Source organism: Enterococcus sp. RIT-PI-f (genome assembly GCF_001297065.1).
Lineage (GTDB): Bacteria > Bacillota > Bacilli > Lactobacillales > Enterococcaceae > Enterococcus_D.
Genome location: NZ_LHOX01000015.1, coordinates 178,061 through 199,585 on the forward strand (window position 1 = coordinate 178,061; position 21,525 = coordinate 199,585).

Annotated in this window: 18 protein-coding genes; all 18 read left to right on the forward strand. The window is 43.6% G+C overall.

Features of this window, described 5'->3' with window-relative positions; all coding sequences use genetic code 11:
* Nucleotides 1-3 precede the first annotated feature (3 nt).
* The 18 genes from AEQ18_RS07805 to AEQ18_RS07890 all read left to right on the forward strand — a co-directional run bounded on the left by AEQ18_RS07805 (nucleotide 4) and on the right by AEQ18_RS07890 (nucleotide 21,524).
* The gene (locus tag AEQ18_RS07805) at nucleotides 4-390 is read left to right on the forward strand and encodes a YlbF family regulator (RefSeq protein ID WP_054115773.1); all 387 of its coding nucleotides are present in this window, start codon (nucleotides 4-6) and stop codon (nucleotides 388-390) included.
* Entirely contained in the window at nucleotides 374-2,926 is a 2,553-nt protein-coding gene (gene mutS / locus AEQ18_RS07810; protein ID WP_054115774.1) for a DNA mismatch repair protein MutS, read from the forward strand. The genes AEQ18_RS07805 and mutS overlap by 17 nt, the downstream gene beginning before the upstream one ends.
* A gap of 15 nt (nucleotides 2,927-2,941) precedes the next feature.
* Nucleotides 2,942-5,038 (forward strand): DNA mismatch repair endonuclease MutL, encoded by a 2,097-nt coding sequence (mutL, locus tag AEQ18_RS07815; RefSeq protein WP_054115775.1) that lies wholly within the window; start codon nucleotides 2,942-2,944, stop codon nucleotides 5,036-5,038.
* Nucleotides 5,035-5,601 (forward strand): Maf family protein, encoded by a 567-nt coding sequence (locus tag AEQ18_RS07820; protein ID WP_054115776.1) that lies wholly within the window; start codon nucleotides 5,035-5,037, stop codon nucleotides 5,599-5,601. Before mutL ends, AEQ18_RS07820 begins: the two co-directional genes overlap by 4 nt.
* A complete protein-coding gene (locus AEQ18_RS07825; protein ID WP_054115777.1) occupies nucleotides 5,598-5,996 on the forward strand; it encodes a GFA family protein in 399 nt (132 codons plus the stop codon). The genes AEQ18_RS07820 and AEQ18_RS07825 overlap by 4 nt, the downstream gene beginning before the upstream one ends.
* A gap of 79 nt (nucleotides 5,997-6,075) precedes the next feature.
* Entirely contained in the window at nucleotides 6,076-6,513 is a 438-nt protein-coding gene (gene msrB, locus AEQ18_RS07830) for a peptide-methionine (R)-S-oxide reductase MsrB (RefSeq protein ID WP_054115976.1), read from the forward strand.
* A gap of 95 nt (nucleotides 6,514-6,608) precedes the next feature.
* Entirely contained in the window at nucleotides 6,609-7,199 is a 591-nt protein-coding gene (ruvA, locus tag AEQ18_RS07835; protein ID WP_054115778.1) for a Holliday junction branch migration protein RuvA, read from the forward strand.
* Between the two features lie 12 nt (nucleotides 7,200-7,211).
* Nucleotides 7,212-8,216: a Holliday junction branch migration DNA helicase RuvB gene (gene ruvB / locus AEQ18_RS07840; protein WP_054115779.1), complete on the forward strand. Its 1,005-nt coding sequence runs from the start codon at nucleotides 7,212-7,214 to the stop codon at nucleotides 8,214-8,216.
* A gap of 356 nt (nucleotides 8,217-8,572) precedes the next feature.
* Nucleotides 8,573-9,484 (forward strand): ABC transporter permease, encoded by a 912-nt coding sequence (locus AEQ18_RS07845; protein WP_054115977.1) that lies wholly within the window; start codon nucleotides 8,573-8,575, stop codon nucleotides 9,482-9,484.
* Between the two features lie 11 nt (nucleotides 9,485-9,495).
* A complete protein-coding gene (locus AEQ18_RS07850) occupies nucleotides 9,496-10,377 on the forward strand; it encodes a carbohydrate ABC transporter permease (protein WP_054115780.1) in 882 nt (293 codons plus the stop codon).
* Between the two features lie 14 nt (nucleotides 10,378-10,391).
* On the forward strand, nucleotides 10,392-11,993 hold the full coding sequence (locus AEQ18_RS07855; protein WP_054115781.1) for a sugar ABC transporter substrate-binding protein: 1,602 nt from the start codon (nucleotides 10,392-10,394) through the stop codon (nucleotides 11,991-11,993).
* 98 nt (nucleotides 11,994-12,091) lie between these two features.
* Nucleotides 12,092-12,703: a DUF624 domain-containing protein gene (locus tag AEQ18_RS07860; RefSeq protein ID WP_054115782.1), complete on the forward strand. Its 612-nt coding sequence runs from the start codon at nucleotides 12,092-12,094 to the stop codon at nucleotides 12,701-12,703.
* Nucleotides 12,684-13,604, forward strand: a complete 921-nt coding sequence (locus AEQ18_RS07865; RefSeq protein WP_054115783.1) for an acetylxylan esterase — start codon at nucleotides 12,684-12,686, stop codon at nucleotides 13,602-13,604. The genes AEQ18_RS07860 and AEQ18_RS07865 overlap by 20 nt, the downstream gene beginning before the upstream one ends.
* A gap of 7 nt (nucleotides 13,605-13,611) precedes the next feature.
* Nucleotides 13,612-14,382 carry an endonuclease/exonuclease/phosphatase family protein gene (locus AEQ18_RS07870; protein ID WP_054115784.1) on the forward strand — a complete coding sequence of 257 codons (771 nt, stop codon included), beginning with the start codon at nucleotides 13,612-13,614 and terminating at the stop codon, nucleotides 14,380-14,382.
* A gap of 8 nt (nucleotides 14,383-14,390) precedes the next feature.
* A complete protein-coding gene (gene bglX / locus AEQ18_RS07875; RefSeq protein WP_054115978.1) occupies nucleotides 14,391-16,538 on the forward strand; it encodes a beta-glucosidase BglX in 2,148 nt (715 codons plus the stop codon).
* Nucleotides 16,539-16,556: 18 nt separating this feature from the next.
* The gene (locus tag AEQ18_RS07880) at nucleotides 16,557-19,847 is read left to right on the forward strand and encodes a GH36-type glycosyl hydrolase domain-containing protein (RefSeq protein WP_442855695.1); all 3,291 of its coding nucleotides are present in this window, start codon (nucleotides 16,557-16,559) and stop codon (nucleotides 19,845-19,847) included.
* Between the two features lie 12 nt (nucleotides 19,848-19,859).
* The gene (locus AEQ18_RS07885; protein WP_054115786.1) at nucleotides 19,860-20,819 is read left to right on the forward strand and encodes a LacI family DNA-binding transcriptional regulator; all 960 of its coding nucleotides are present in this window, start codon (nucleotides 19,860-19,862) and stop codon (nucleotides 20,817-20,819) included.
* 135 nt (nucleotides 20,820-20,954) lie between these two features.
* Entirely contained in the window at nucleotides 20,955-21,524 is a 570-nt protein-coding gene (locus AEQ18_RS07890; RefSeq protein ID WP_054115787.1) for a TetR/AcrR family transcriptional regulator, read from the forward strand.
* Nucleotide 21,525: the final 1 nt, after the last annotated feature.

A 21,525-nucleotide genomic window follows, 5' to 3' on the forward strand; every position in this document is an offset into this window, starting at 1 on the left:
ACGATGGATCAACTAGAGAAAGAACCAAAAATCGCCAGTGAAGTGGCCAGTTTGAAACAGCTTTTAGCAGATCATTCTGTTGTCCGGAATTTTCAAGCAATCCAAAAGCGGGCCGCAGCGAATCCCAAGTTACAATCTTTGGAGGAAGCAATCAAACAGGCACAAAAGGATATGGTCCACTACGAGTATTACCATAAACCTGAAGCGTATCAAGCAGCGCAAAATAAATATGAAGCATTGACAAATGAATATGAACACCACCCGATCGTGGTTGCCTATCGGGAGGCATTACAAGAAGCAGATGAATTATTGCACTATGTGACCAATGAGATCCAAAAGCAAATGAATATACCCATCCAGGAGGAGGAACAACATGCCTCAAAAGACTAAAAACACTCCCATGATGGAACAGTATTTAAGCATCAAGGCCCAATACCAAGATGCTTTTTTGTTCTATCGTTTAGGAGATTTCTATGAATTATTCAATGAAGATGCCATCAAAGCCGCGCAAATCTTAGAACTGACATTGACCAGCCGCAACAAAAATGCGGAAGAACCGATTCCAATGTGCGGCGTACCGTATCATGCAGCAAGCAACTATATCGATACCCTGATTGAGCAAGGGTATAAAGTCGCTATTTGCGAACAAGTAGAAGATCCTAAAACCACTAAAGGAATGGTCAAACGAGAAGTCGTTCAGTTGATCACGCCAGGAACGGTCATGGACAGCAAGGGATTGACGGCGAAAGAAAATAATTTTTTGACGGCAGTTTTGCACGCAAATCAGCAATTTGGCTTTGCATATGTTGATTTAAGTACAGGGGAATTGAAAGCAGCTGTCCTAGAAGATGAAGAAGCAGTACTCAATGAAGCAGCTGCACTGCAAACGAAGGAAGTTGTTTTGTGCAGTGAGATCTCTGAGGAACTGAGAACCTTATTGACGACCCGTCTAGAAGTGGTTTTTTCTAACCAAGAAACGAATGAAGACAATGCAGAATTTCAGTTTTTGACAAGCCAGCTGACTGAGCCAACGATCAAAGAAGTGACTGGTAAATTACTCAGCTATCTTTCAGTCACCCAAAAACGCAGTTTGGCCCATATTCAACAAGCTGTCGCTTATCAACCAGACCATGCCCTGAAAATGGATCATTATTCTAAATTTAATTTAGAATTAAGCCAGTCGATTCGTACAGGGAAAAAACAAGGCACTTTATTGTGGCTATTAGATGAAACCAAAACAGCGATGGGTGGACGTCTATTGAAACAATGGTTGGATCGACCATTGATCCAACCGAAAAAAATCGCTGCCCGTCAAGATATGGTCCAATCTTTGCTGGATAGTTTCTTTGAACGAGGCGATCTGCAAGAAGCATTGACAAAAGTCTATGATATGGAACGTTTGGTTGGCCGAGTGGCTTTTGGCAATGTCAATGGCCGTGATTTATTGCAATTGAAATCTTCCTTGATGCAAGTTCCCTTGATCGGCAATCTACTGGAAGGCATCAACCGTGGCGAATGGAACGACCTATTGTTAGAACTAAATCCAATGGATGATCTAGTTGCGCTGATCGAAGCGGCCATCGATGAAGACGCACCGTTACAGATCACGGAAGGCAATATCATCAAAGACGGTTTTGATCCGCAATTGGATCAATATCGGACAGCAATGCGGGATGGCAAAAAATGGTTAGCCGAACTGGAGGCCAAAGAGCGGCAAGCGACTGGTGTCAAAACATTGAAAGTAGGCTTTAACCGTGTATTTGGTTACTATATTGAGATCACCAAAGCCAATTTGGTCAATTTGGATACTTCTCGCTATGAACGGAAACAGACCCTAGCCAATGCAGAACGTTTCATCTCCCCTGAATTGAAACGGCTGGAAACCTTGATTTTAGAAGCTGAAGAAAAATCTGTTGATTTAGAATATCGCTTGTTTTTAGAGGTTAGAGAAGCGGTCAAAGCAAAGATTGCTCAGTTGCAGAAACTCGCCAAAGCAGTCAGCGCAGTGGATGTGTTGCAAAGCTTTGCGACAATCTCAGAACGCTATCAGTATGTGCGGCCAGCGATTGCCCAAAAACGTGCCGTATCGATCATTGATGGCCGACATCCAGTGGTCGAAAAAGTATTGGGCCACCAAGAATATATTCCCAACAGTATTGTGATGCCTGAGGATACGGAAATCTTACTGATCACAGGGCCGAATATGTCTGGTAAGAGTACGTATATGCGTCAATTTGCCTTATTGGTGATTATGGCACAAATCGGTTGTTTCGTTCCGGCGCAATCCGCAGAAATGCCGATTTTTGACCGAATCTTTACCCGTATTGGTGCCAGTGATGACTTGATTGCTGGTCAAAGTACCTTCATGGTGGAAATGATGGAAGCCAATCAAGCACTCCGTCATGCGACACCTAATAGCTTGATCTTGTTTGATGAGCTGGGCAGAGGAACTGCGACATATGACGGCATGGCTTTGGCGCAAGCAATCATTGAATATATCCACAAAGAGGTACGGGCCAAGACCTTATTCTCCACCCACTATCATGAGCTGACCGTGTTAGATGAAGAACTAGCCAAATTACGCAACATCCATGTAGGTGCTGTTGAAAAAGAAGGGGAAGTCGTGTTCCTGCACAAGATGATGGACGGACCCGCAGACAAGAGCTATGGGATCCACGTTGCCAAAATCGCAGGACTGCCAAGCCCGTTGCTCCAAAGAGCCGCCACCATCTTGAAAGCATTAGAAGAACATGAACCAACGGTACAACCAAAACCACAAATCGAAGAAAATCAACAACTGTCTTTATTTAGTGAAATCTCAACAGAAGAAATCGGGGTCATCGATCAACTGAAGAAATTAAACTTATTAGAAATGACACCGATGGACGCCTTGAATATGTTGTATGCATTGCAAAAACGAATCTAGAAAGAAGGTCAGCAGATGGGAAAGATCCAAGAATTGTCTGAACGTCTTGCCAACCAGATTGCTGCCGGAGAAGTCGTCGAACGACCGGCTTCTGTGGTCAAAGAATTAGTTGAAAATGCTGTCGACGCCGGCAGTACACAGATCGATATTTTTATTGAAGAAGCTGGCTTGCGTAAGATCCAAGTGATCGATAATGGCGAAGGTATTGCTGAAGAAGATGTGTTGACAGCTTTTAAACGGCATGCCACCAGTAAAATCCATAATCGGGATGACTTGTTCCGCATCCGTACGCTGGGCTTTCGCGGTGAAGCATTGCCAAGTATCGCTTCTGTTTCAGTCTTAACGATCGAAACAGCTGTCAATGAAGCAGCTCAAGGCACCTATGTTCGGTTGAAAGGCGGGGCGGTTGAAGCACACAAACCGGCCAATTTGCGGCAAGGAACCAAAATCACTGTCGAAAATCTCTTTTACAATACACCGGCTCGCTTGAAGTATGTCAAAACGCTGCAAACGGAGTTGGCGAATGTGGGGGATATCGTTAATCGAATCGCTTTGAGTCATCCAGAGATTGCCTTTCGGCTGATCCATGAAGGTAACCCGATGCTGCGGACCACCGGTAATGGGGTGTTGAAGCAAACGATCGCTGGTATTTATGGCGTGGAGACAGCCAAGAAAATGGTCGCTATCGATACAGCAGATTTAGATTTTAAAGTGACCGGTTTTGTTTCCTTGCCAGAAGTAACCCGCGCCAGCAGGAATTACTTATCCACGATCATCAATGGCCGCTATATCCGCAACTTTGCCTTGAATAAAGCCATTGTTGCAGGCTATGGCTCGAAATTGATGATTGGCCGCTTTCCACTTGCGGTCTTAGAGATCCAAATGGACCCATTACTTGTAGATGTCAATGTTCATCCGACCAAGCAAGAAGTTCGTTTATCAAAAGAAGCGGAATTGACAAAACTGATCAGTGCGGCAATCAATGAAGCGTTGCGGGAAATCAATTTGATTCCGAATGCTGCCGATAATCTTCGTTTCAAAAAGAAAGTCAAAGACCAGCCCAAAGCAGAACAAATGGGCTTAGCATTAGAAACCCCGCAAGGATCTTCTGATTTGCACTTTAATCGCCAAACCGGCAAATTTGAAACCAATCAGACTTATCAACAGACTGTGGATAAGTCTGTGGAAAAACCTGTGGAGGAAGGTGGAAAACTTCCAGAATCAGAGAATGGATCCAATGAAAGACCCGTGGAAAGTCCTGAGGCTTTCACAAATTTAGCAGCATCCTTACCGAATAAACCCATTCACTCATTTATCGAAGAAGCCTTTCCGAAGCAACTTGATGAAAGCAAAGCGGAAGAGACACCAACTGCTGAGACACCAAAAGAAGCAGCTGTTGAACAAGAGACAATGTCTCACTTGCATCCAGAAATACATGGTGGGGATAAAAATTACTTAAAAACAGTTGACCGCTTATTGGAAGAATCCCCCACCAAAGAGCGTTTTCCGCAATTGGCTTATTTCGGCCAAATGCATGGCACCTATTTATTTGCCCAAAGTGAACAAGGGCTGTATATCATTGATCAACATGCCGCGCAAGAACGGATCAAATATGAATATTTTCGGGAAAAAATTGGTGATGTGACTACTGATCAGCAAGAGTTGCTAGTGCCGATCGTTTTGGATTATCCCAACAGTGATGCCCTGCAAATTCAAGAAAAAAGTCCACAGTTAGCAGAAGTCGGGATTCATTTAGAACCATTTGGTGCCAATAGTTTTATTTTGCGGGCACATCCGACTTGGTATCCAAGTGGAGAAGAAGAATCGATCGTGCGGGAAATGATTGATATGCTATTGACTACTGGCAGTGTCAGTGTCAAAAAATTTCGCGAAGCGATTGCTATTATGATGAGTTGCAAACGGTCGATCAAAGCCAATCATTATCTCAATGAAGCACAAGCACGGCAATTGTTGATCGATTTGGCACAATGTGAAAATCCTTTCAATTGTCCACATGGACGGCCTGTGCTGATCCATTTTACCAATAGTGATATGGAGCGGATGTTCAAACGAATCCAAGATCCTCATGGCGCAAGGAGTGCAATCGAATGATTATTTTAGCCTCACAATCCCCTAGAAGAAAAGAACTGTTGGCGGAATTGGTGCCAACGTTCACTGTTGTACCCGCTGATATCGACGAAAGCGTCCGTATCGGAGAAGCACCGCTTGCTTACGTAGCGCGGATGGCGGCTGAAAAAGCAGCTGTGGTCCTACCAAACCATCCTAACGATTTAGTGATTGCGAGCGATACTACGGTCACCATCAATGGTGAAATATTAGGTAAACCCGTCGATTGGCAAGATGCCTATCGCATGTTGCGCTTGGTGAGCGGCAAGAAGCATTGGGTCCATACGGCCGTCTATTTGCAAAAAGGCGATCAGCAATGTCAGACAGTCGTTTCAGCTGAAGTCACCTTTAGTCCTTTGACAGATGAGATGATCCACCGCTATCTTGATTTAGGAGAATATGCGGATAAGGCAGGTGCTTATGGTATTCAAGGGGCTGCAAAAGTATTCGTTGAAGCCATCAACGGTGATTATTATGCCATCGTTGGTTTTCCTGTTAATACGGTTAGTCATTTACTGGCTGAATTTCCTGAGGAGGCAACAAAATGAATGCAGAGGGAAGCTGTTTATGCGGTAAAGTCCAGATAAAGATTGAAGGTATTGAGAAGAACATTACGATTTGTCATTGTCAAATGTGTCAAAAATTTCATGGTGGCGCCATGATTGCCTTGTCCCCTTGCCGAAGAGAGCAAGTTGCTTTCGAGGAACAAATGCTGCAATGGTATGAATCATCTGCTTGGGCACAGAGAGGATTTTGCAGTCAATGTGGATCAAGTATTTGTTATTTTGAAAAAGAAACGGAAAAATTTTATTTTTCAGCAGGGCTATTTCCACATTTATCCGAGGCTATCGTAACTGAAGAAATGTTCACTAAGGACCAGCCGCCATACTTGCATATAGCTGAGAAGACCATTCGTTGGCCAGGACTACCTGGAAAATCATAAGCAAGTCAGTTTACAATCCAGTCCAAAAGAGGCAGAATAAGTGCAAAGGAAGCGTCGAAATTTGAAAGCAGGTGACACTATGACAAAAGAAAATAAAGAAGCACTGAAAGAAACCCTATCGCCGATTGAATATGCTGTCACACAAGAAAATGCGACAGAACGACCGTTTACGGGAACGTATGATGACTTCTACGAAAAAGGGATCTACGTGGATATCGTCAGCGGCGATCCATTATTTGCCTCCACGGATAAATTTGATGCAGGCTGTGGTTGGCCTTCTTTTTCTAAACCTATCAGTCGTCAAGATATTCAAGAAAAAGCTGATTTCTCCCATGGGATGCATCGGGTAGAGGTGCGCAGCAAAGAAGCAGATTCTCATTTGGGCCATGTCTTTTCAGATGGACCGCAAGACAAAGGCGGTTTGCGCTATTGCATCAATTCAGCAGCGTTAAAATTCATTCCTCTAGCTGAAATGGATGAAAAAGGCTATGGTGACTATAAATCAGTCGTCGAATAATCGGATCACTGTAGGACTGTCTTTACGGGCAGTCCTTTTTTTGCCTCTCAGTCTATGCTACAATAAAGGGAACGTATGTACAGAAAGGAAAGCACATGTACGAATATATTATCGGCAAAGTAACGGATATTTTCCCCGCCTATATCGTGGTCGAGTCTTATGGCATCGGCTATCAGATTGCATTTGGAAATCCCTATGCATTTAGCGGTAAACTCAACCAAGAAGTCAAAATTTACCTGCACCAAGTCATTCGAGAAGACGCCCATAGTCTTTATGGCTTTTCTACGATCGAAGGCAAGCAGTTGTTCCTTAAACTGATCAGTGTGTCTGGGATTGGTCCCAAGAGCGCATTGGCGATCATGGCCAATGACGATCATGCCGGCTTGATCACGGCAGTCGAAAATGAAGATGTCACCTATCTGATCAAATTTCCTGGTGTCGGCAAAAAAACAGCCCAGCAAATGGTGCTGGATCTAAAAGGGAAATTAGCAGAACTTGTGGGTGAAACAGCTATTCTGCCAGTGACCGTTGCAACAACAGCACTTGAAGAAGCTTTAGAAGCTTTGAAGGCATTAGGGTATAGTGACAAAGAAATCAAAAAAGTCGAGAAACAATTGGCAACCAATATAACGAAATCCACAGATGAATATTTGCGTGAAGCACTTCGTTTGATGATGAAAAAATAGGGAGGGATCAGCGTGACAGAGGAACGGATCGTTTCACCAGAATCCAATGAGCAAGAAGAAATCATCGAAAAATCGCTGCGCCCGCAATCCCTTGCGCAATATATTGGCCAAAATAAAGTCAAACAAGAACTAAACATTTATATCCAAGCTGCCAAAAACCGCGAAGAAGCACTAGATCATGTCCTGCTTTATGGACCGCCAGGATTAGGTAAAACAACGATGGCCATGGTGATTGCCAATGAAATGGCCGTGCAGATCAAGACCACTAGTGGTCCAGCAATCGAAAAACCAGGGGATTTGATTGCTGTTCTGAATGAATTGCAGCCAGGCGATGTCTTGTTTATCGATGAGATCCATCGCTTGCCCCGTGTGGCAGAGGAAATGCTGTATTCGGCGATGGAAGACTTTTATGTCGATATCATGGTTGGTCAAGGAACGACCGCTCATCCGGTTCATTTTCCCTTACCACCTTTTACCTTAGTAGGCGCAACGACCCGTGCGGGCATGTTATCTGCCCCATTGCGGGATCGCTTCGGTATCATTTCTCATATGCAATACTATGAAGAAGGTGACCTCAAAGAAATCGTGCAGCGCACCGCATCGATCTTCCAAACTGCCATCGTAGAGGAAGGTGCGATCGAGATTGCCCGCCGTTCTAGAGGCACCCCGCGAATCGCCAATCGTCTGTTGAAACGTGTACGTGATTATGCCCAAGTTCAAGCAGACGGCGTGATTGATCAAAGAATTGCTGATCAAGCGTTGCAATTGCTGGCTGTAGATCATGCTGGGTTAGATTATGTCGACCAAAAACTGATTCGCACGATGATCGAGTTGTACCATGGTGGACCGGTAGGACTAAGTACGATCGCCGTCAATATTGGTGAAGAGACCGAAACGGTCGAAGATATGTATGAACCATTTTTGATACAGAAAGGGTTTCTCAAGCGGACCCCGCGAGGTCGCGTCGCGACACAATTAGCCTACGACCACTTTGGCTATCCATTTGTGGAAGGATAACAAATGGATGTCAGCAAAAAGCCCCCAGCGATGGTGGCTTTTTCTTGTTTAGTGAAACGTTTCTTTTAGGTTTATCTAGCGAACGGTTTTGAAAAAACAGTGACAAATAAAGCATTAAGTGATTTTTTTTGTTAAATAGAGGTATAACATTCAAATTTTAGCTGATATATCAGCTTTTTGATTGTGATGGTTGCTACATGAATTAAAAAAACATGGAGAAAGCGAGAAGCGAAAAAATCTGAAAAAAATAATTGAAAAGGCTTGCATTTTGTTTGGCGACCACTTATACTCTGTTTGTAGAAACGTTTCACCAAATAGACAGATATTTCTTAGGGCAAAAGAAAGGGATTATGGATATGAGTAAATTGCAAAAGATTTATAGCCAGCGGCAGTTGCACTGGATGGTTTTTCCAGGTGTTGCCTTTATGATCGTGTTTAATTATATTCCTATTTATGGCATTATCATCGCGTTTAAAAATTACACAGTTATTGACACGATTTCTTCTGCACCATGGGTTGGGTTAGATAATTTTCGCATCATCATGAGTGATAGTTTTTTCTGGGAAGCAGTACGCAACACCCTCGCCATCAGTATGCTGAAATTGGGACTAGGTTTTGCGATTCCCATTATTTTAGCGATCATGATTTTTGAGATGCAAGATGGACGCTTGAAGAAAATTATTCAAACGGTTTCATACATTCCCCATTTCTTTTCATGGATCGTTTTGGGGGGCATGATGATTTCATGGTTATCTACGAATGGATTTATTAACCAAGTCTTGATGTCTGTTGGTTTGATGGACAAAGGCGTCAACCATTTGTTGGATCCCGATAAATATTGGTGGATCGCTGTTCTGTCAGATTTATGGAAAGAAGTTGGCTGGGGAACGATTCTTTACTTAGCAGGGATGTCTCGTATCGACCCCACGTTTTATGAAGCGGCAAGAATCGATGGTGCCAGCAAATTGCGGCAAATTCGTTCGATCACATTGCCACTGCTGACACCGATCATTTCATTGAACTTGATTTTGAATGTGAGCGGTATCTTAGGCTCGAACTTAGATCAAACATTGGTTCTGATGAATTCTCAAAACCAAAACAAATCAGAAGTCATCAACTCCTTCGTGTATAAGATGGGTCTGACGCAAGGCGATTTCTCTTATGCAACAGCAGTCGGATTAGGCGTAGCCATTATTTCAGTGATTCTTCTAGTGATCACCGACCGCGTGACACGGAAATTGAATAACGGCAACTCAGTCATCTTATAGGAGGCGTAAAAATGATTAAACGAAAAAAAACAGAAAACAGCTGGTTTTATTTCTTTAACACAATGATTTTGATTCTGTTTTCATTACTGATCATTGTGCCAGTCTGGAATATTTTGGTATCTTCGGTATCTTCCGGTTCAGGCTTAGCCGGTAATGGCTTAGTTTTATGGCCTAAAGGGTTCACATGGGAAAATTATCGTAAAGTATTGTCGGATGACAGCATCCCAAGAGCCTTTTTGATCTCAGTCTTAAAAACGGTGATTGGTGCTGCGACTCATACATTGTTTTGTGCCGTAGTCGCCTATGGGTTAAGTAAATCTCGCTTGATTGGGCGCAATATCTATACCACGTTAGGCGTGATCACCATGTATTTCAGTGGTGGAATGATCCCTACTTACTTGCTGATCCGCTCGCTCGGTTTGTTGGATTCTTTCTGGGTATACATTATTCCAGCCCTATTCAGTTACTATGATGTGGTGATTCTAATGAACTTCTTCCGTGAGATCCCACCTTCATTAGAAGAATCAGCGAAAATCGATGGTGCTAGTGAATTCAAAATCTTTTACCAGATTTTCTTGCCACTGACGAAGCCTGCGTTGGCAACGATTATCTTGTTTAACGGGGTAGGCCAATGGAACGACTTTATGACGACCAAACTATATATCACCAAAGAATATCTCTATCCATTGCAAATGAAAATCTATGAAATCATCGTTCAATCTAATCTAAGTTCGATGACGGAAAGCGGTAGTACAGACTTTATTGTCCAAGCAACGACCCGTGGGGTGCAATTGGCAACGATCGTGATCACGACTGTGCCGATTTTAATTATTTATCCATTGCTTCAAAAACACTTTATCGGCGGTATGATGGCCGGTGCAGTAAAAGAATAGAAAGAGGGATAGACATGAAGAAAGTATTAGGCGGTTTATTGGCAACAACAGCATTGCTCAGCTTAGCAGCATGTGGCGGCAGCTCAGACGATGCGAGTGGTTCAGATTTTTCCATCAAAGATCGGTATGAATTAGATGAAAGCACACCTGCTTGGAAATTAGACACGAAAGAAGAAACAACAAAAATTACGTGGTACATCAATTCAGATTGGACAAGTTTGCCGTTTGGCGAGGATGTCACAACTGCGCAAATCAAAAAGGATCTAAATATTGATATAGAATTTATTTCTGGGGATGATTCAAAACTGAATGCGTTGATTTCAAGTGGAGACATGCCAGATATCGTGACATTGATGGACAAAACCAGTCAAGCAGCTGTTAAGGCCGATAGTTGGGCATATGCATTAAACGACTTAGCTGAACAATACGACCCATACTTGTTAGATGTCGTTACTGAAGACACCTTCAATTGGTTCTCTTTAGACAATGGCAAAACTTACGGCTATCCGAACTATTCTAATACCGAAGCGGATTATGAAAGCGGCAATATTCCAGTCAACGATAACTTTGTGATTCGTGAAGACATCTATGAAGCGCTAGGCAAACCTGATGTATCCACACCAGAGAACTTTGTCAAAGTCATGCAAGAAATCGCAGATAAATATCCTGATTTAACGCCAATGGGCTTCACTACGATCGGCGAAACAGCAGGACCATTCTCTGATAAACTGCAAGATTTCCTCGGTGTGCCTTTAGAAGATGAAGATGGCAATTTTTATGACCGTAATCTAGATGATGAATATGTAACATGGTTAAAAGCGTTCAATGAAGTGTATCGTGATGGCAATATCAGTGATGACAGTTTTACTGATGATGGCCCAACCTACGATGAAAAAGTCAAACAAGGTGATTATGCAACGATTTTAGTAGCTGGAACGAGCGGCCAAGGCGGCAATTTCACTGAATTTATGAACAATTCAGATACACGTTACATTGCGATCGATGGACCTGCAAGTACCTCTGGCAGAGAAGCAACCTTGAATCAAACGGGGATTTCTGGCTGGTTGATCAATTACATCACCAAAGATGCAGCTGATCCAGCTAAAGTGACCCAACTCTTCACGTATTTGATCGATGAACCAGGACAAATTTTGACTAAATTTGGTGTTGAAGATGTGACCTATGCCTACAATGATGAAGGCAAGATTGATTACTTGCCAGAAGTCAAAGAAATGGAACAAAGCGACAATGAGGCATACAACAAAAAATATGGTATCAGTCGTTTCAATTATTTCAATAATGACCGTGCCAATGCCTTGAAAGTCAAAACAGAGAATGCATTGACACAAATGCAAGAATGGGGCGAAGGCAAGCTATATCCGCACTTTGTCATTGAAAACACAGACCCAGATGCGGGAACTGCAGAAGCACGTTCAAATACAGCGATCAAAACCAAAACCAACAGCACGATCATTTCATTGATTCGTTCGAAAGATGAATCGGCCTTTGACACGACATTGACAGACTTTGAAAGTTTCCTAGATTCTAATAATTGGGACGCAATCAAAGACATCAAATCAGAAAAAATGGCTGAAAACCGCGAAAAACTAGAATAAACCGATAGAAAGGAAGAGGAAAGCGACGCCAACAACCGACCTTTCCCTTCCTTTCTTTTGTTATTGCAAGCGGAGCAAACCACGATTGGAGGTTTACCATGAAACAATTATTTTCTTTTGACGGCTGGTATTACCGCGTATTTTCATTTTTAGCAGATATGATCATGCTTAGTTTTCTCTTTATGCTGCCAGCAATGACGATCATTTTTACAGGGCCGGCCCTGATTGCGCTATATCAGACAGTGGGGCAGTTGATGGATGAAAAGGAATTGCCACTGTGGCGCAGGTATCAACAAGCGTTTAGAGGCAATCTTACCCGGGGGTTTCAATTGACAGCTATCGTATTAGGCTACGTACTTGCGGCAGCGTTGATCATATACAGTTTGATGGCGATCACGCCTTACTTCGGTGTTTTGTCGGTGATTCTGGTCAGTTTGGCTGGGTTGTTTTTAACGGTCTTTATCCTCTTGTTCAGTCTATTCGAACGATCCGTACGCGAAACGCTGAAAGAAACAGCATATGCAGTATTAAGCAGTACCGCTAATGCCATTATATTATTGGTGATTCCGATCGTGTTGTTTGTTCTTTGCAGCAAAGTCAATTTGTTTTTATTTATTTGTTTAGGTATTTCAGGATCAGCATGCCTTCAAGTCCTTTTTTTCAACAAAGTATTAGCGAAGGAGCCTGTATATGACAAGCGAAACCAATAAAAGAAGCCGATTTTGGGCACAAGTGCAAGCAGAGCTGCGGGACATTCCTCTCGCATTCAAAAAAGAACGCAAAGTTCCCTTGTTGAATGGGATAGATTGTTATCAGATTTCTTTTCAAAGTTTGGGCAACGAAACAATCTATGGGTTCTTGCTGCTGCCCCAAACCACGAAAGCCTGTCCATTGGTCATTGAATTTTTAGGGTATATGAATTATTTGCAAGAACCTTTTCAGTTTGCCCATTGGCCGTTGATCGGGTGCGGCTGTCTTGTCATCGATAATCGCGGACAAGGCGGAAAGACGCAAGATCATGTGCCATATGAAACGACACAGCATGAACTACCTTTTGGCAGAGGGATCTTAGAGAAAGAAGATTTTTATATGAAGCGATTGATCGCAGATAGTTTGCGAACGCTAGAAGTCGCTCAGGCATTGACAGAAGTCAACCAAGACCGTGTGATCTTGCGAGGAGGCTCCCAAGGCGGCGGAGTGGCGCTATGGGTCAATGCATTGGCCGCAAGTCCAATTTTTGCCACCTTCGCGGATGTACCGAGCCATTCCAATATTCTGAATCGCATGGTGCAAAAAACCGGTAGTTATAGTGTGGTCCAAGACTATTGCATACAGCACCCAACACAAGCTGCGCAGATCCAAGATGTGATGGGCTATTACGATTTGCAGTATGTGGCCCACCAAATCACTGGTCCTGTCTTTGCATCCGTGGGCAGCAAAGATCCAATCTGCCCGATGACAGACTTCTTCGTTTCCTATAAAAAGATTCTCGCACCTAAGCAATTGATGATTTATTTGAATAAAGGTCATGGCGGCGGAGAAGCCAAACAGATTCGCCGTGAGATGCAGCAAATCAAGAAATTATTGGCAAAAGATGAACAGAAGGAATGAAAGACAGATGAAAGTAGCTACTTATAATCTCCGTGTCGATACGGACTTTGACCAAGATTGGCAATGGTGCTATCGGGCGGACAAAGTGTTGGACTTGATCAACTATCATGATTGGTCGTTGTTGGCGGTACAAGAAATACGTCCGACGCAAATCGCGGATCTAAAAAAACTGACCCAATATCAAGGAATCACTGCCGAGCGGGATGGTGATGGCCAAGGTGAAGGGATTGGCTTATATTTCAAACCCAGCATGTATACGTTGGTCGATTCAGGGTCGTTTTGGTTATCCATGACCCCAGATCAGCCAAGTATCCATCCAGATGCAGCATATAGCAGATTATGCGTCTGGGCCATCTTAGCACCGAAAGATCAGCCACCATTTTTGGTGATTTCGACGCATTTGGATAATATTTCAGAAACCGCTCGTTTTGAAGGGATGAAAGTGATCTTGAGCCGGTTGGCGGAAAAAATCAGTGCGTATCCTGTATTGTTGATGGGGGATTTGAATGCAGAAAGAACGGAAGCTGTTCATGATTACTTAGCTGCGTTTTTTAGGAATGCCAAAGAAACCGGCTTGCACCCTCACTATGGACCAAAAGGATCTTACCAAAATTTTACGTACGATATGCCTTGGGCAGCGTTAGAAGAAATCGATTATATCTACACCAAGGGATTTGAAGTAATAAAAACCGCTTGCCTAACCGATGCTTGTGACCGGCGTTTTCCGTCGGATCACTTTCCGTTAGAAGCAGACATACGATTAGAAGAAAAAGGGTGAATGGAAAAATGGAAAAACAACAACTGACAGCATTACTTTCAGAAATGACGATCGAAGAAAAAATCGATCAGCTTTTACAATTAGCAGCCGCATTCTATTCCGATAAAGCAGAGGAAAAAACCGGCCCAATGAGCGATTTAGGTTTGACGCAAGAGAATATCAATAATGCAGGAACAACATTGGGGGTTTCTGGTGCCAGAGAAGCCATTCGTGTGCAGAATGACTATATCAAGAATAATCGCTTGAATATCCCAACGATCCTTATGGCCGATATCATTCACGGATTTCGAACGATTTTTCCGATTCCCCTTGCCTTGGGCAGCTCTTGGGATGTCCAAGCGGCTGAGCAAATGGCAGAAGTTTCAGCAAAAGAAGCAGCTGTTTCAGGCTTACATGTGACTTTTTCGCCAATGGTGGATTTGGTGCGTGACCCTCGTTGGGGACGTGTGATGGAATCAACAGGAGAAGATGCCTACTTAAATGGCCGCTTTGCCGAAGCATTTGTTAAAGGGTATCAAGGCGATGACTTGACCAATGACCGCCATCGTGTGGCTGCGTGCGTGAAGCATTTTGCGGCATACGGAGCTGCTATAGGCGGCCGTGACTATAATACAGTCAATATGTCAGAACGGCAATTGCGGGAAAGCTATTTGCCTGGCTATAAAGCCGCACTTGATGCAGGGGCAAAATTAGTGATGACTTCCTTCAATACAGTAGATGGTATTCCAGCCACTGCCAATCGTTGGTTGTTTAGAGATGTATTGCGCAAAGAATTTGGCTTTGAAGGTGTCGTTATCTCAGACTGGGGCGCCATCATCGAAATTATTGCCCACGGTGCCGCAGAAAATGAAAAACAAGCCGCTGAGTTAGCCATCAAAGCAGGTGTGGATATTGAAATGATGACTACTTGCTATACAGACCATCTGCAAGAACTGATTGAAGAAGGGACTGTCGATGAAGCGTTGCTTGATGAAGCCGTGTTGCGCATCCTTACCTTGAAAAATGAGTTGGGGTTGTTTGAAAATCCTTATCGCGGTGCGGATGAAGCAGAAGAGGCAGCGGTAGTCCTTTCTGATGATCATCGCCTGATCGCAAAAGATATTGCCAAAAAATCAATGGTCCTCCTCAAGAATGAGGGTATCTTGCCATTTAAGAAACAGGAAAAAGTAGCGATCGTTGGCCCGGGTGCCCAATCAAGAGATTTGCTGGGTGCATGGTCTTGGCAGGGCAAACAAGAAGAAGTAGTCAATCTGGTAGAAGGCGCCGAAGCAATTGGTGCAAAAATCATTTTTGGTTCTGAAGCGTTTGATTATTTCGAACCAAGTGAAGAAGCCATCCAAGAAGCCATTGATTTAGTAAAACAGGCTGATAAAGTGGTCTTGGCTTTAGGTGAACAAGAATGGATGAGTGGAGAAGCTGCCAGTCGCAGTGATATCCGTTTGCCAGAAGCACAACAGCAATTATTCAAGACGCTGCTTCAGCATAATAAAAATATCGTGGTTACCTTATTCAATGGCCGGCCTTTAGATCTGCAAGCGATTGATCAGGCACAGGCGATTGTTGAAGCATGGTTCCCTGGGACTGAAGGGGGAAGTGCACTGGCTGAAATCTTGTGGGGACAGTATAATCCTAGTGGTCGTTTGAGTATGTCTTTCCCAGAAACGGTTGGGCAAGTGCCAATCTACTACAATACAGACAATACAGGACGACCTTATGAAAAAGCACCAGAAGAGAAATATGTATCAAAATATTTGGATGTATCGAACTATGCCAAATATCCTTTTGGGTTCGGTTTAAGTTTCAGTGCGGTGTCCTATGACAACTTGCACATTGATACAGCGCAAATCGATGCACATCAAACGGCGACAGTATCGATCACCGTCAAAAATGAAGGGGAACAATCAGTCACCGAAACGGTTCAGCTCTATGTGCGTGATATGGTCGGGGAAGTCGTTCGACCAGTGAAAGAGTTGAAAGACTTCCAACAAGTAGTCTTGGCAGCAGGCGAAGCCAAAGAAGTGACCTTTACAATCAATGAAAGCCAATTGCGGTATGTTCACAGCAATCAGCAATGGGCAAGTGACACTGGAGAATTCAAAATCATGGTCGGACCTAATAGTCGTGACCTGCAGGAAACAACACTGCGATTAGTTTAAGATAGGATGGTTTTTATGATGAAAAAAATTCAAGTGGCCAATGCTGATACGACAGCTGTCTTTTTACCGACAGGAGATTTATATGAGATCCAAAGCCATGATATAATGATCAACCAATTAAACGGGAACCTATTAGATGGCAGCTTGAATCAACTGTATCTGCGTATCAAAGAAGATGGACAAGTGTCGTTTACCCCATTGATTGGCTCGAATGCGAAAAGTACGTTTGCCTATAATGAACATCAATTGCAGTGGTCTGGTGTGTACAAATCGATCACCTATCAAGTTGATTTTCAATTGGCAGAAAATGTCTGGTTTTGGCGTGTCCGTTTGAAGGGCAGTGGAAAAGCCGATATCGTATACGGACAAGATGTAGGGAATGCCGCCAAAGGTGCGGTGCAATCGAATGAAGCCTATGTTTCTCAGTATATCGATCATCATGTAACAGAGAGTGAAGGGCGGATCACGGTTTCTTCACGACAAAATCAACCGCAAGGTGGTCGCTTCCCTTTGGTTGAACAAGGGAGTTTCCAATCTCTGAAAGGCTATGCTACCGATGGCTATCAGTTTTTTGGCCGCAGCTATAAAACAACCAATCTTCCAGAAGCGTTGCAGCAAGAAAGATTGCCAAATGAAGTCTATCAATACGAATTTGCCTATATTGCCTTGCAAAGCCAATGGCTGGAGCTGAGCGACACACCGACAGAAGTCGTCTTTTATGCCGCTGTCAAGGAAAACCAAGCAGACGCTGTATCTGCACCGCAATTTACCGTGGCTGACTTAGAGGCGCAATATGCACAATTGGTATTTGATGACCTTAGCGGACAAGAAGTTCCTAGCAAACATTTAGGGGCTGTTGTGGTCGGCGAAACATTTACAGAAGCCGAGATCGCTGCGCGTTTTCCCAACCAAGAAGCAGTTGAAACCGTGGGGGACAAAACGTACTCCTTCTTTACTGACAATTACCACCATGTGGTACTGAAGGATAAAGAAGCAGAGATGGAGCGCAGTCATGGACATATCCTTTTGAGCGGGCAATCACTGACTGTCGATCAACCAATCATGAGTACGACTGTCTATATGAGTGGGATCTTTAATTCTCAGATCGTTTTGGGCAATACATCCATGAACAAGTTGTTGAGCAATAGCCGCAATGCCTTGAATCTGATCAAACAATCAGGGCAGCGAATCTATCTGAAAGAAGCAGACCAATGGCGGATCTTGACAATGCCTTCTGCATTTGAGATGGGCTTGAACTCAGCGTCTTGGTACTATAAATTGGCAAATGATGTCATTAAAGTCACTACTTATACGCAATTAGAGGGTCGTCAGGTGACGACCACGATCCATAGTGAACAACAACGATCATATACTTGGGCGATCAGCAATCAGTTTGTAATGGGTGTGGATGATAGCGCGCCAACGGTCGCACTTGATGTATCGGATCAACTGCTGACGATCAAAGGATCACAAGACTCGCCGATTCACGAAGCATATCCAGCATTAACGTATTATTTAGCGTCAGATCAACCCTTTTCAGTTACAGATGAATCCTTATTCAATGTGTCCCCAACCAAGGGTGAAGCTGCCTTGACAGTGTTGCAGTTTGATGCGCAAAAAGACGTATCATTTGTGATCCAAGGGACTTTAGACCAAGCACCTTATCAGCCCAATGTGAATGACTACGCAGTAGAAGATCAAGTGTATACGGACTTTATCAATACACTCTTGCACCAGTTTTCATTGCAGCATGACCAAGCGGATGTTGTCTCATTCAACTTATTGGCCCGTTGGTATACCCACAATATGCTGGTCCATTATTTATCTCCTCATGGTTTGGAACAATATGGCGGCGCTGCTTGGGGCACGCGAGATGTGTCTCAAGGACCGACGGAATACTTTTTGGCCTTGAATCGTCCGGAAATGGTTGCTTCGATCATAGAACATTTGTTTGAAAATCAATTTGAAGATGATGGCAACTGGCCGCAATGGTTTATGTTTGATCGTTATGAGAAACAAAAAGCGGATGAAAGCCATGGCGATGTCATCGTTTGGCCAATGAAGGTCGTCAGTGATTATTTAGAAAAGACCAAAGATTATACCATTTTGGAGAAACAAATTGCTTACACTGACCGAGAAAGCTTTGAAAAAACCGCATCAGAAAGTTTGTTCAGCCATCTGAAAAAAGAAGTTGCCTATATCGAGGCCAATTTCTTGCCGGGTACCTATTTGTCTTGCTATGGCGATGGGGATTGGGACGATACCTTGCAACCGAACAACAGCAAATTGAAAAAACAAATGGCCAGCAGCTGGACCGTCGCGCTGACTTATGAGGTCTTGAAAAAATTAGGTCAGCAGTTGGCTGATTATGACGCTGCATACGCAGCACATCTTTCAGCACTAGCTGCTGGTGTGCAAAAGGATTTTGAAACCTATATGCTGGCTGACGGCACGCTGCCAGGATTTGTCTATATGGAAGATGAAAGCCATGTGGAGCTGATGGTTCATCCTACGGACAAAAAAACGGGGATCCAATACCGCTTGTTGCCGATGCAGCAAAGTATGATCGGGGAACTATTGTCACCTGAGGAAGCCAAGCATCACTTAGCGATCATCAAGTCGCATTTGCAGTTTCCAGACGGCGTCCGCCTGATGAATCGCCCCGCACAGTATCAAGGCGGCGTCAGCACCAATTTCAAACGAGCGGAACAGGCAGCAAATTTCGGCCGTGAGATTGGCTTGCAATATGTTCATGCCCACATCCGTTTTACAGAAGCAATGGCCAAACTTGGCAATAAACAAGAAACGTGGCAAGGATTAGGCGTCATCAATCCGATCCAAATCAAAGAACGCGTGCCAAATGCCGAATTGCGGCAAGCGAATGTCTACTTTAGCAGTTCTGATGGCGATTTCAAAACAAGGTATCAAGCACAAGAGAATTTTGGTAAACTAAAAGAAGGAACGGTTGGTGTAAAAGGCGGCTGGCGTATCTATTCCAGCGGACCTGGTATTTATCTCAACCAATTGATCAGTCAAGTATTGGGGATTCGTGAATATGTGGATCATCTTGAGTTGGACCCAGTATTGCCGGCCGAACTTGATGGATTGGCTTTGACCTATCAAATATATGCGCATCCAGTCAAGTTTGTCTTTCATGAAGCGACAGAGGCAAAAGTCGTTATCAATGGACAAGAGATGCCTTTACACTTTACCGAAAACCGTTATCGACAAGGGGCAATCTGTTTCGAAAAAGAACAAATCTGCCAATTATTCAACAAGAGCGACAATACAATCGATATTTATCGTTAGAAAGGAGAAGCCATGGTAGGAATCAAAGATATTGCCCAGCAAGCGGGTGTTTCCATTTCCACCGTATCCTATGCATTGAATGGCAGTCCAAAAGTAACCGAGGAAACCCGTTCGCGCATCCAAGCGATCGCGAAGGAATTGAATTATGTTCCGAACATGGCGGCTCGCTCATTAAAACGCCGACAAACCAATATCATTGGCGTCTATTTGGCAGACTACGCCGGTAGTTTCTACGGGGAACTGCTTGATGGGATCAAGAAAGGCTTGGAACTATTCGGCTATGAAATGATCGTTTGCAGTGGTAAAAAATCTCATTTATTTATTCCAGAACGGATGATCGATGGCGCAATTATTTTGGATTGGACTTTCCCTGCAGAGGAAATCTTGCAATATGCGCAAAGAGGCCATCAAATCGTTGTCTTAGACCGTGTCATGTCCCATGACAATATTTATCAAGTATTATTGGATAACAAAGGCGGGGCTGCCCTAGCGATCGATCAGTTGATTGCCGGACAAAGCGAAAAGGTATATTTGCTGTCGGGACCTGAAACAGGGTATGACAGCTATGAACGTTTAGAAGCGACTACCAAAGAGCTGACGCGCTTTGGCATTCCATTCGAAGTGATTCCTGGGGATTTTACGGAACCTTCAGGATATCAAGCAGCCAAACAATTGTTGGCCAATCCTACGCAATGGCCGATCGATATCTTTGCTTTTAATGATGAAATGGCGATCGGGGTCTATAAATATGTCCGCGAGACAGCCTATCAAATCGGGAAAGATATACGGATCATCGGGTTTGATAATACGGAGCTGGGGGCATTTGTCCAACCGCGCTTAGCAACGATCGCTTACTCAAAACACCGGTGGGGCATGGTTGCTGCCGAAAAAATCATCCATGCGATCCAAGGGGATCCAGTGGAGGATGAGCATATCTACACAACCTATGTGGATGGTGAATCATTTATTTGATGGGCTGCGAGATAGCAAAAAGACAGGCCGCTTGGTCTGTCTTTTTGTATACATAGTAGTTATTTACTTCCATTCTATTTCTGCCCATAATTTGGTATGATAGAAGAAACAGCAAGATACAAGAAGAGGTGGACAATGGGGGAAAGCAATCAAACCAAAGCGATGATCGGCCAATCATTGGTGCAACTTTGCCAAACCAAAGAAATCAATAAAATCAGCGTCCAAGAGATTGCAGCGGCAGCCAATGTCAACCGTCAAACATTTTACTATCATTTTCCAGACAAAAAAGCCTTGATCCAGTGGATCTATCATCATGATGCGTTGGTCTTTTTGACCGCAGAAGATATTTCTTTGGATAACTGGGAAGAGGCGGCATTGCGTATGCTGAAAGCGATGAAAGCCTCTGCTGATTTTTATCGAAAATCAGTGATCGATGACCGAGAAATTTTGATGCGCAGTTTTTTTGAGATCACAGAACCGCTTTTTCAACGTTTGTTCCAAGGCGTAGACACCGATCAGCAATTGACGGCCAAAGATATTGGCTTTTATAGCCGTTTCTTTTCCTATGGGTGCGGCGGCATCCTAGAATCATGGGTGCGAAATGATTTTCCAGAGTCGCCGCTAGAAATTGCAACGCAATTGTTTCGTTTAGCCAAAGATGTTGAATTTTTTTCTTACCAAATTTATGAACAAGAGGAGCAGTGAA

Coding starts and splice junctions, on each gene's coding strand:
- msrB (WP_054115976.1), top strand. CDS start 6,076: ATGACAAAAGAAAATAAAGAAGCACTGAAAGAAACCCTATCGCCGATT.
- AEQ18_RS07820 (WP_054115776.1), top strand. CDS start 5,035: ATGATTATTTTAGCCTCACAATCCCCTAGAAGAAAAGAACTGTTGGCG.
- bglX (WP_054115978.1), top strand. CDS start 14,391: ATGGAAAAACAACAACTGACAGCATTACTTTCAGAAATGACGATCGAA.
- AEQ18_RS07805 (WP_054115773.1), top strand. CDS start 4: ATGGATCAACTAGAGAAAGAACCAAAAATCGCCAGTGAAGTGGCCAGT.
- mutL (WP_054115775.1), top strand. CDS start 2,942: ATGGGAAAGATCCAAGAATTGTCTGAACGTCTTGCCAACCAGATTGCT.
- AEQ18_RS07860 (WP_054115782.1), top strand. CDS start 12,092: ATGAAACAATTATTTTCTTTTGACGGCTGGTATTACCGCGTATTTTCA.
- AEQ18_RS07865 (WP_054115783.1), top strand. CDS start 12,684: ATGACAAGCGAAACCAATAAAAGAAGCCGATTTTGGGCACAAGTGCAA.
- AEQ18_RS07890 (WP_054115787.1), top strand. CDS start 20,955: ATGGGGGAAAGCAATCAAACCAAAGCGATGATCGGCCAATCATTGGTG.
- AEQ18_RS07825 (WP_054115777.1), top strand. CDS start 5,598: ATGAATGCAGAGGGAAGCTGTTTATGCGGTAAAGTCCAGATAAAGATT.
- AEQ18_RS07870 (WP_054115784.1), top strand. CDS start 13,612: ATGAAAGTAGCTACTTATAATCTCCGTGTCGATACGGACTTTGACCAA.
- AEQ18_RS07850 (WP_054115780.1), top strand. CDS start 9,496: ATGATTAAACGAAAAAAAACAGAAAACAGCTGGTTTTATTTCTTTAAC.
- mutS (WP_054115774.1), top strand. CDS start 374: ATGCCTCAAAAGACTAAAAACACTCCCATGATGGAACAGTATTTAAGC.
- AEQ18_RS07880 (WP_442855695.1), top strand. CDS start 16,557: ATGAAAAAAATTCAAGTGGCCAATGCTGATACGACAGCTGTCTTTTTA.
- ruvA (WP_054115778.1), top strand. CDS start 6,609: ATGTACGAATATATTATCGGCAAAGTAACGGATATTTTCCCCGCCTAT.
- AEQ18_RS07845 (WP_054115977.1), top strand. CDS start 8,573: ATGAGTAAATTGCAAAAGATTTATAGCCAGCGGCAGTTGCACTGGATG.
- AEQ18_RS07885 (WP_054115786.1), top strand. CDS start 19,860: ATGGTAGGAATCAAAGATATTGCCCAGCAAGCGGGTGTTTCCATTTCC.
- AEQ18_RS07855 (WP_054115781.1), top strand. CDS start 10,392: ATGAAGAAAGTATTAGGCGGTTTATTGGCAACAACAGCATTGCTCAGC.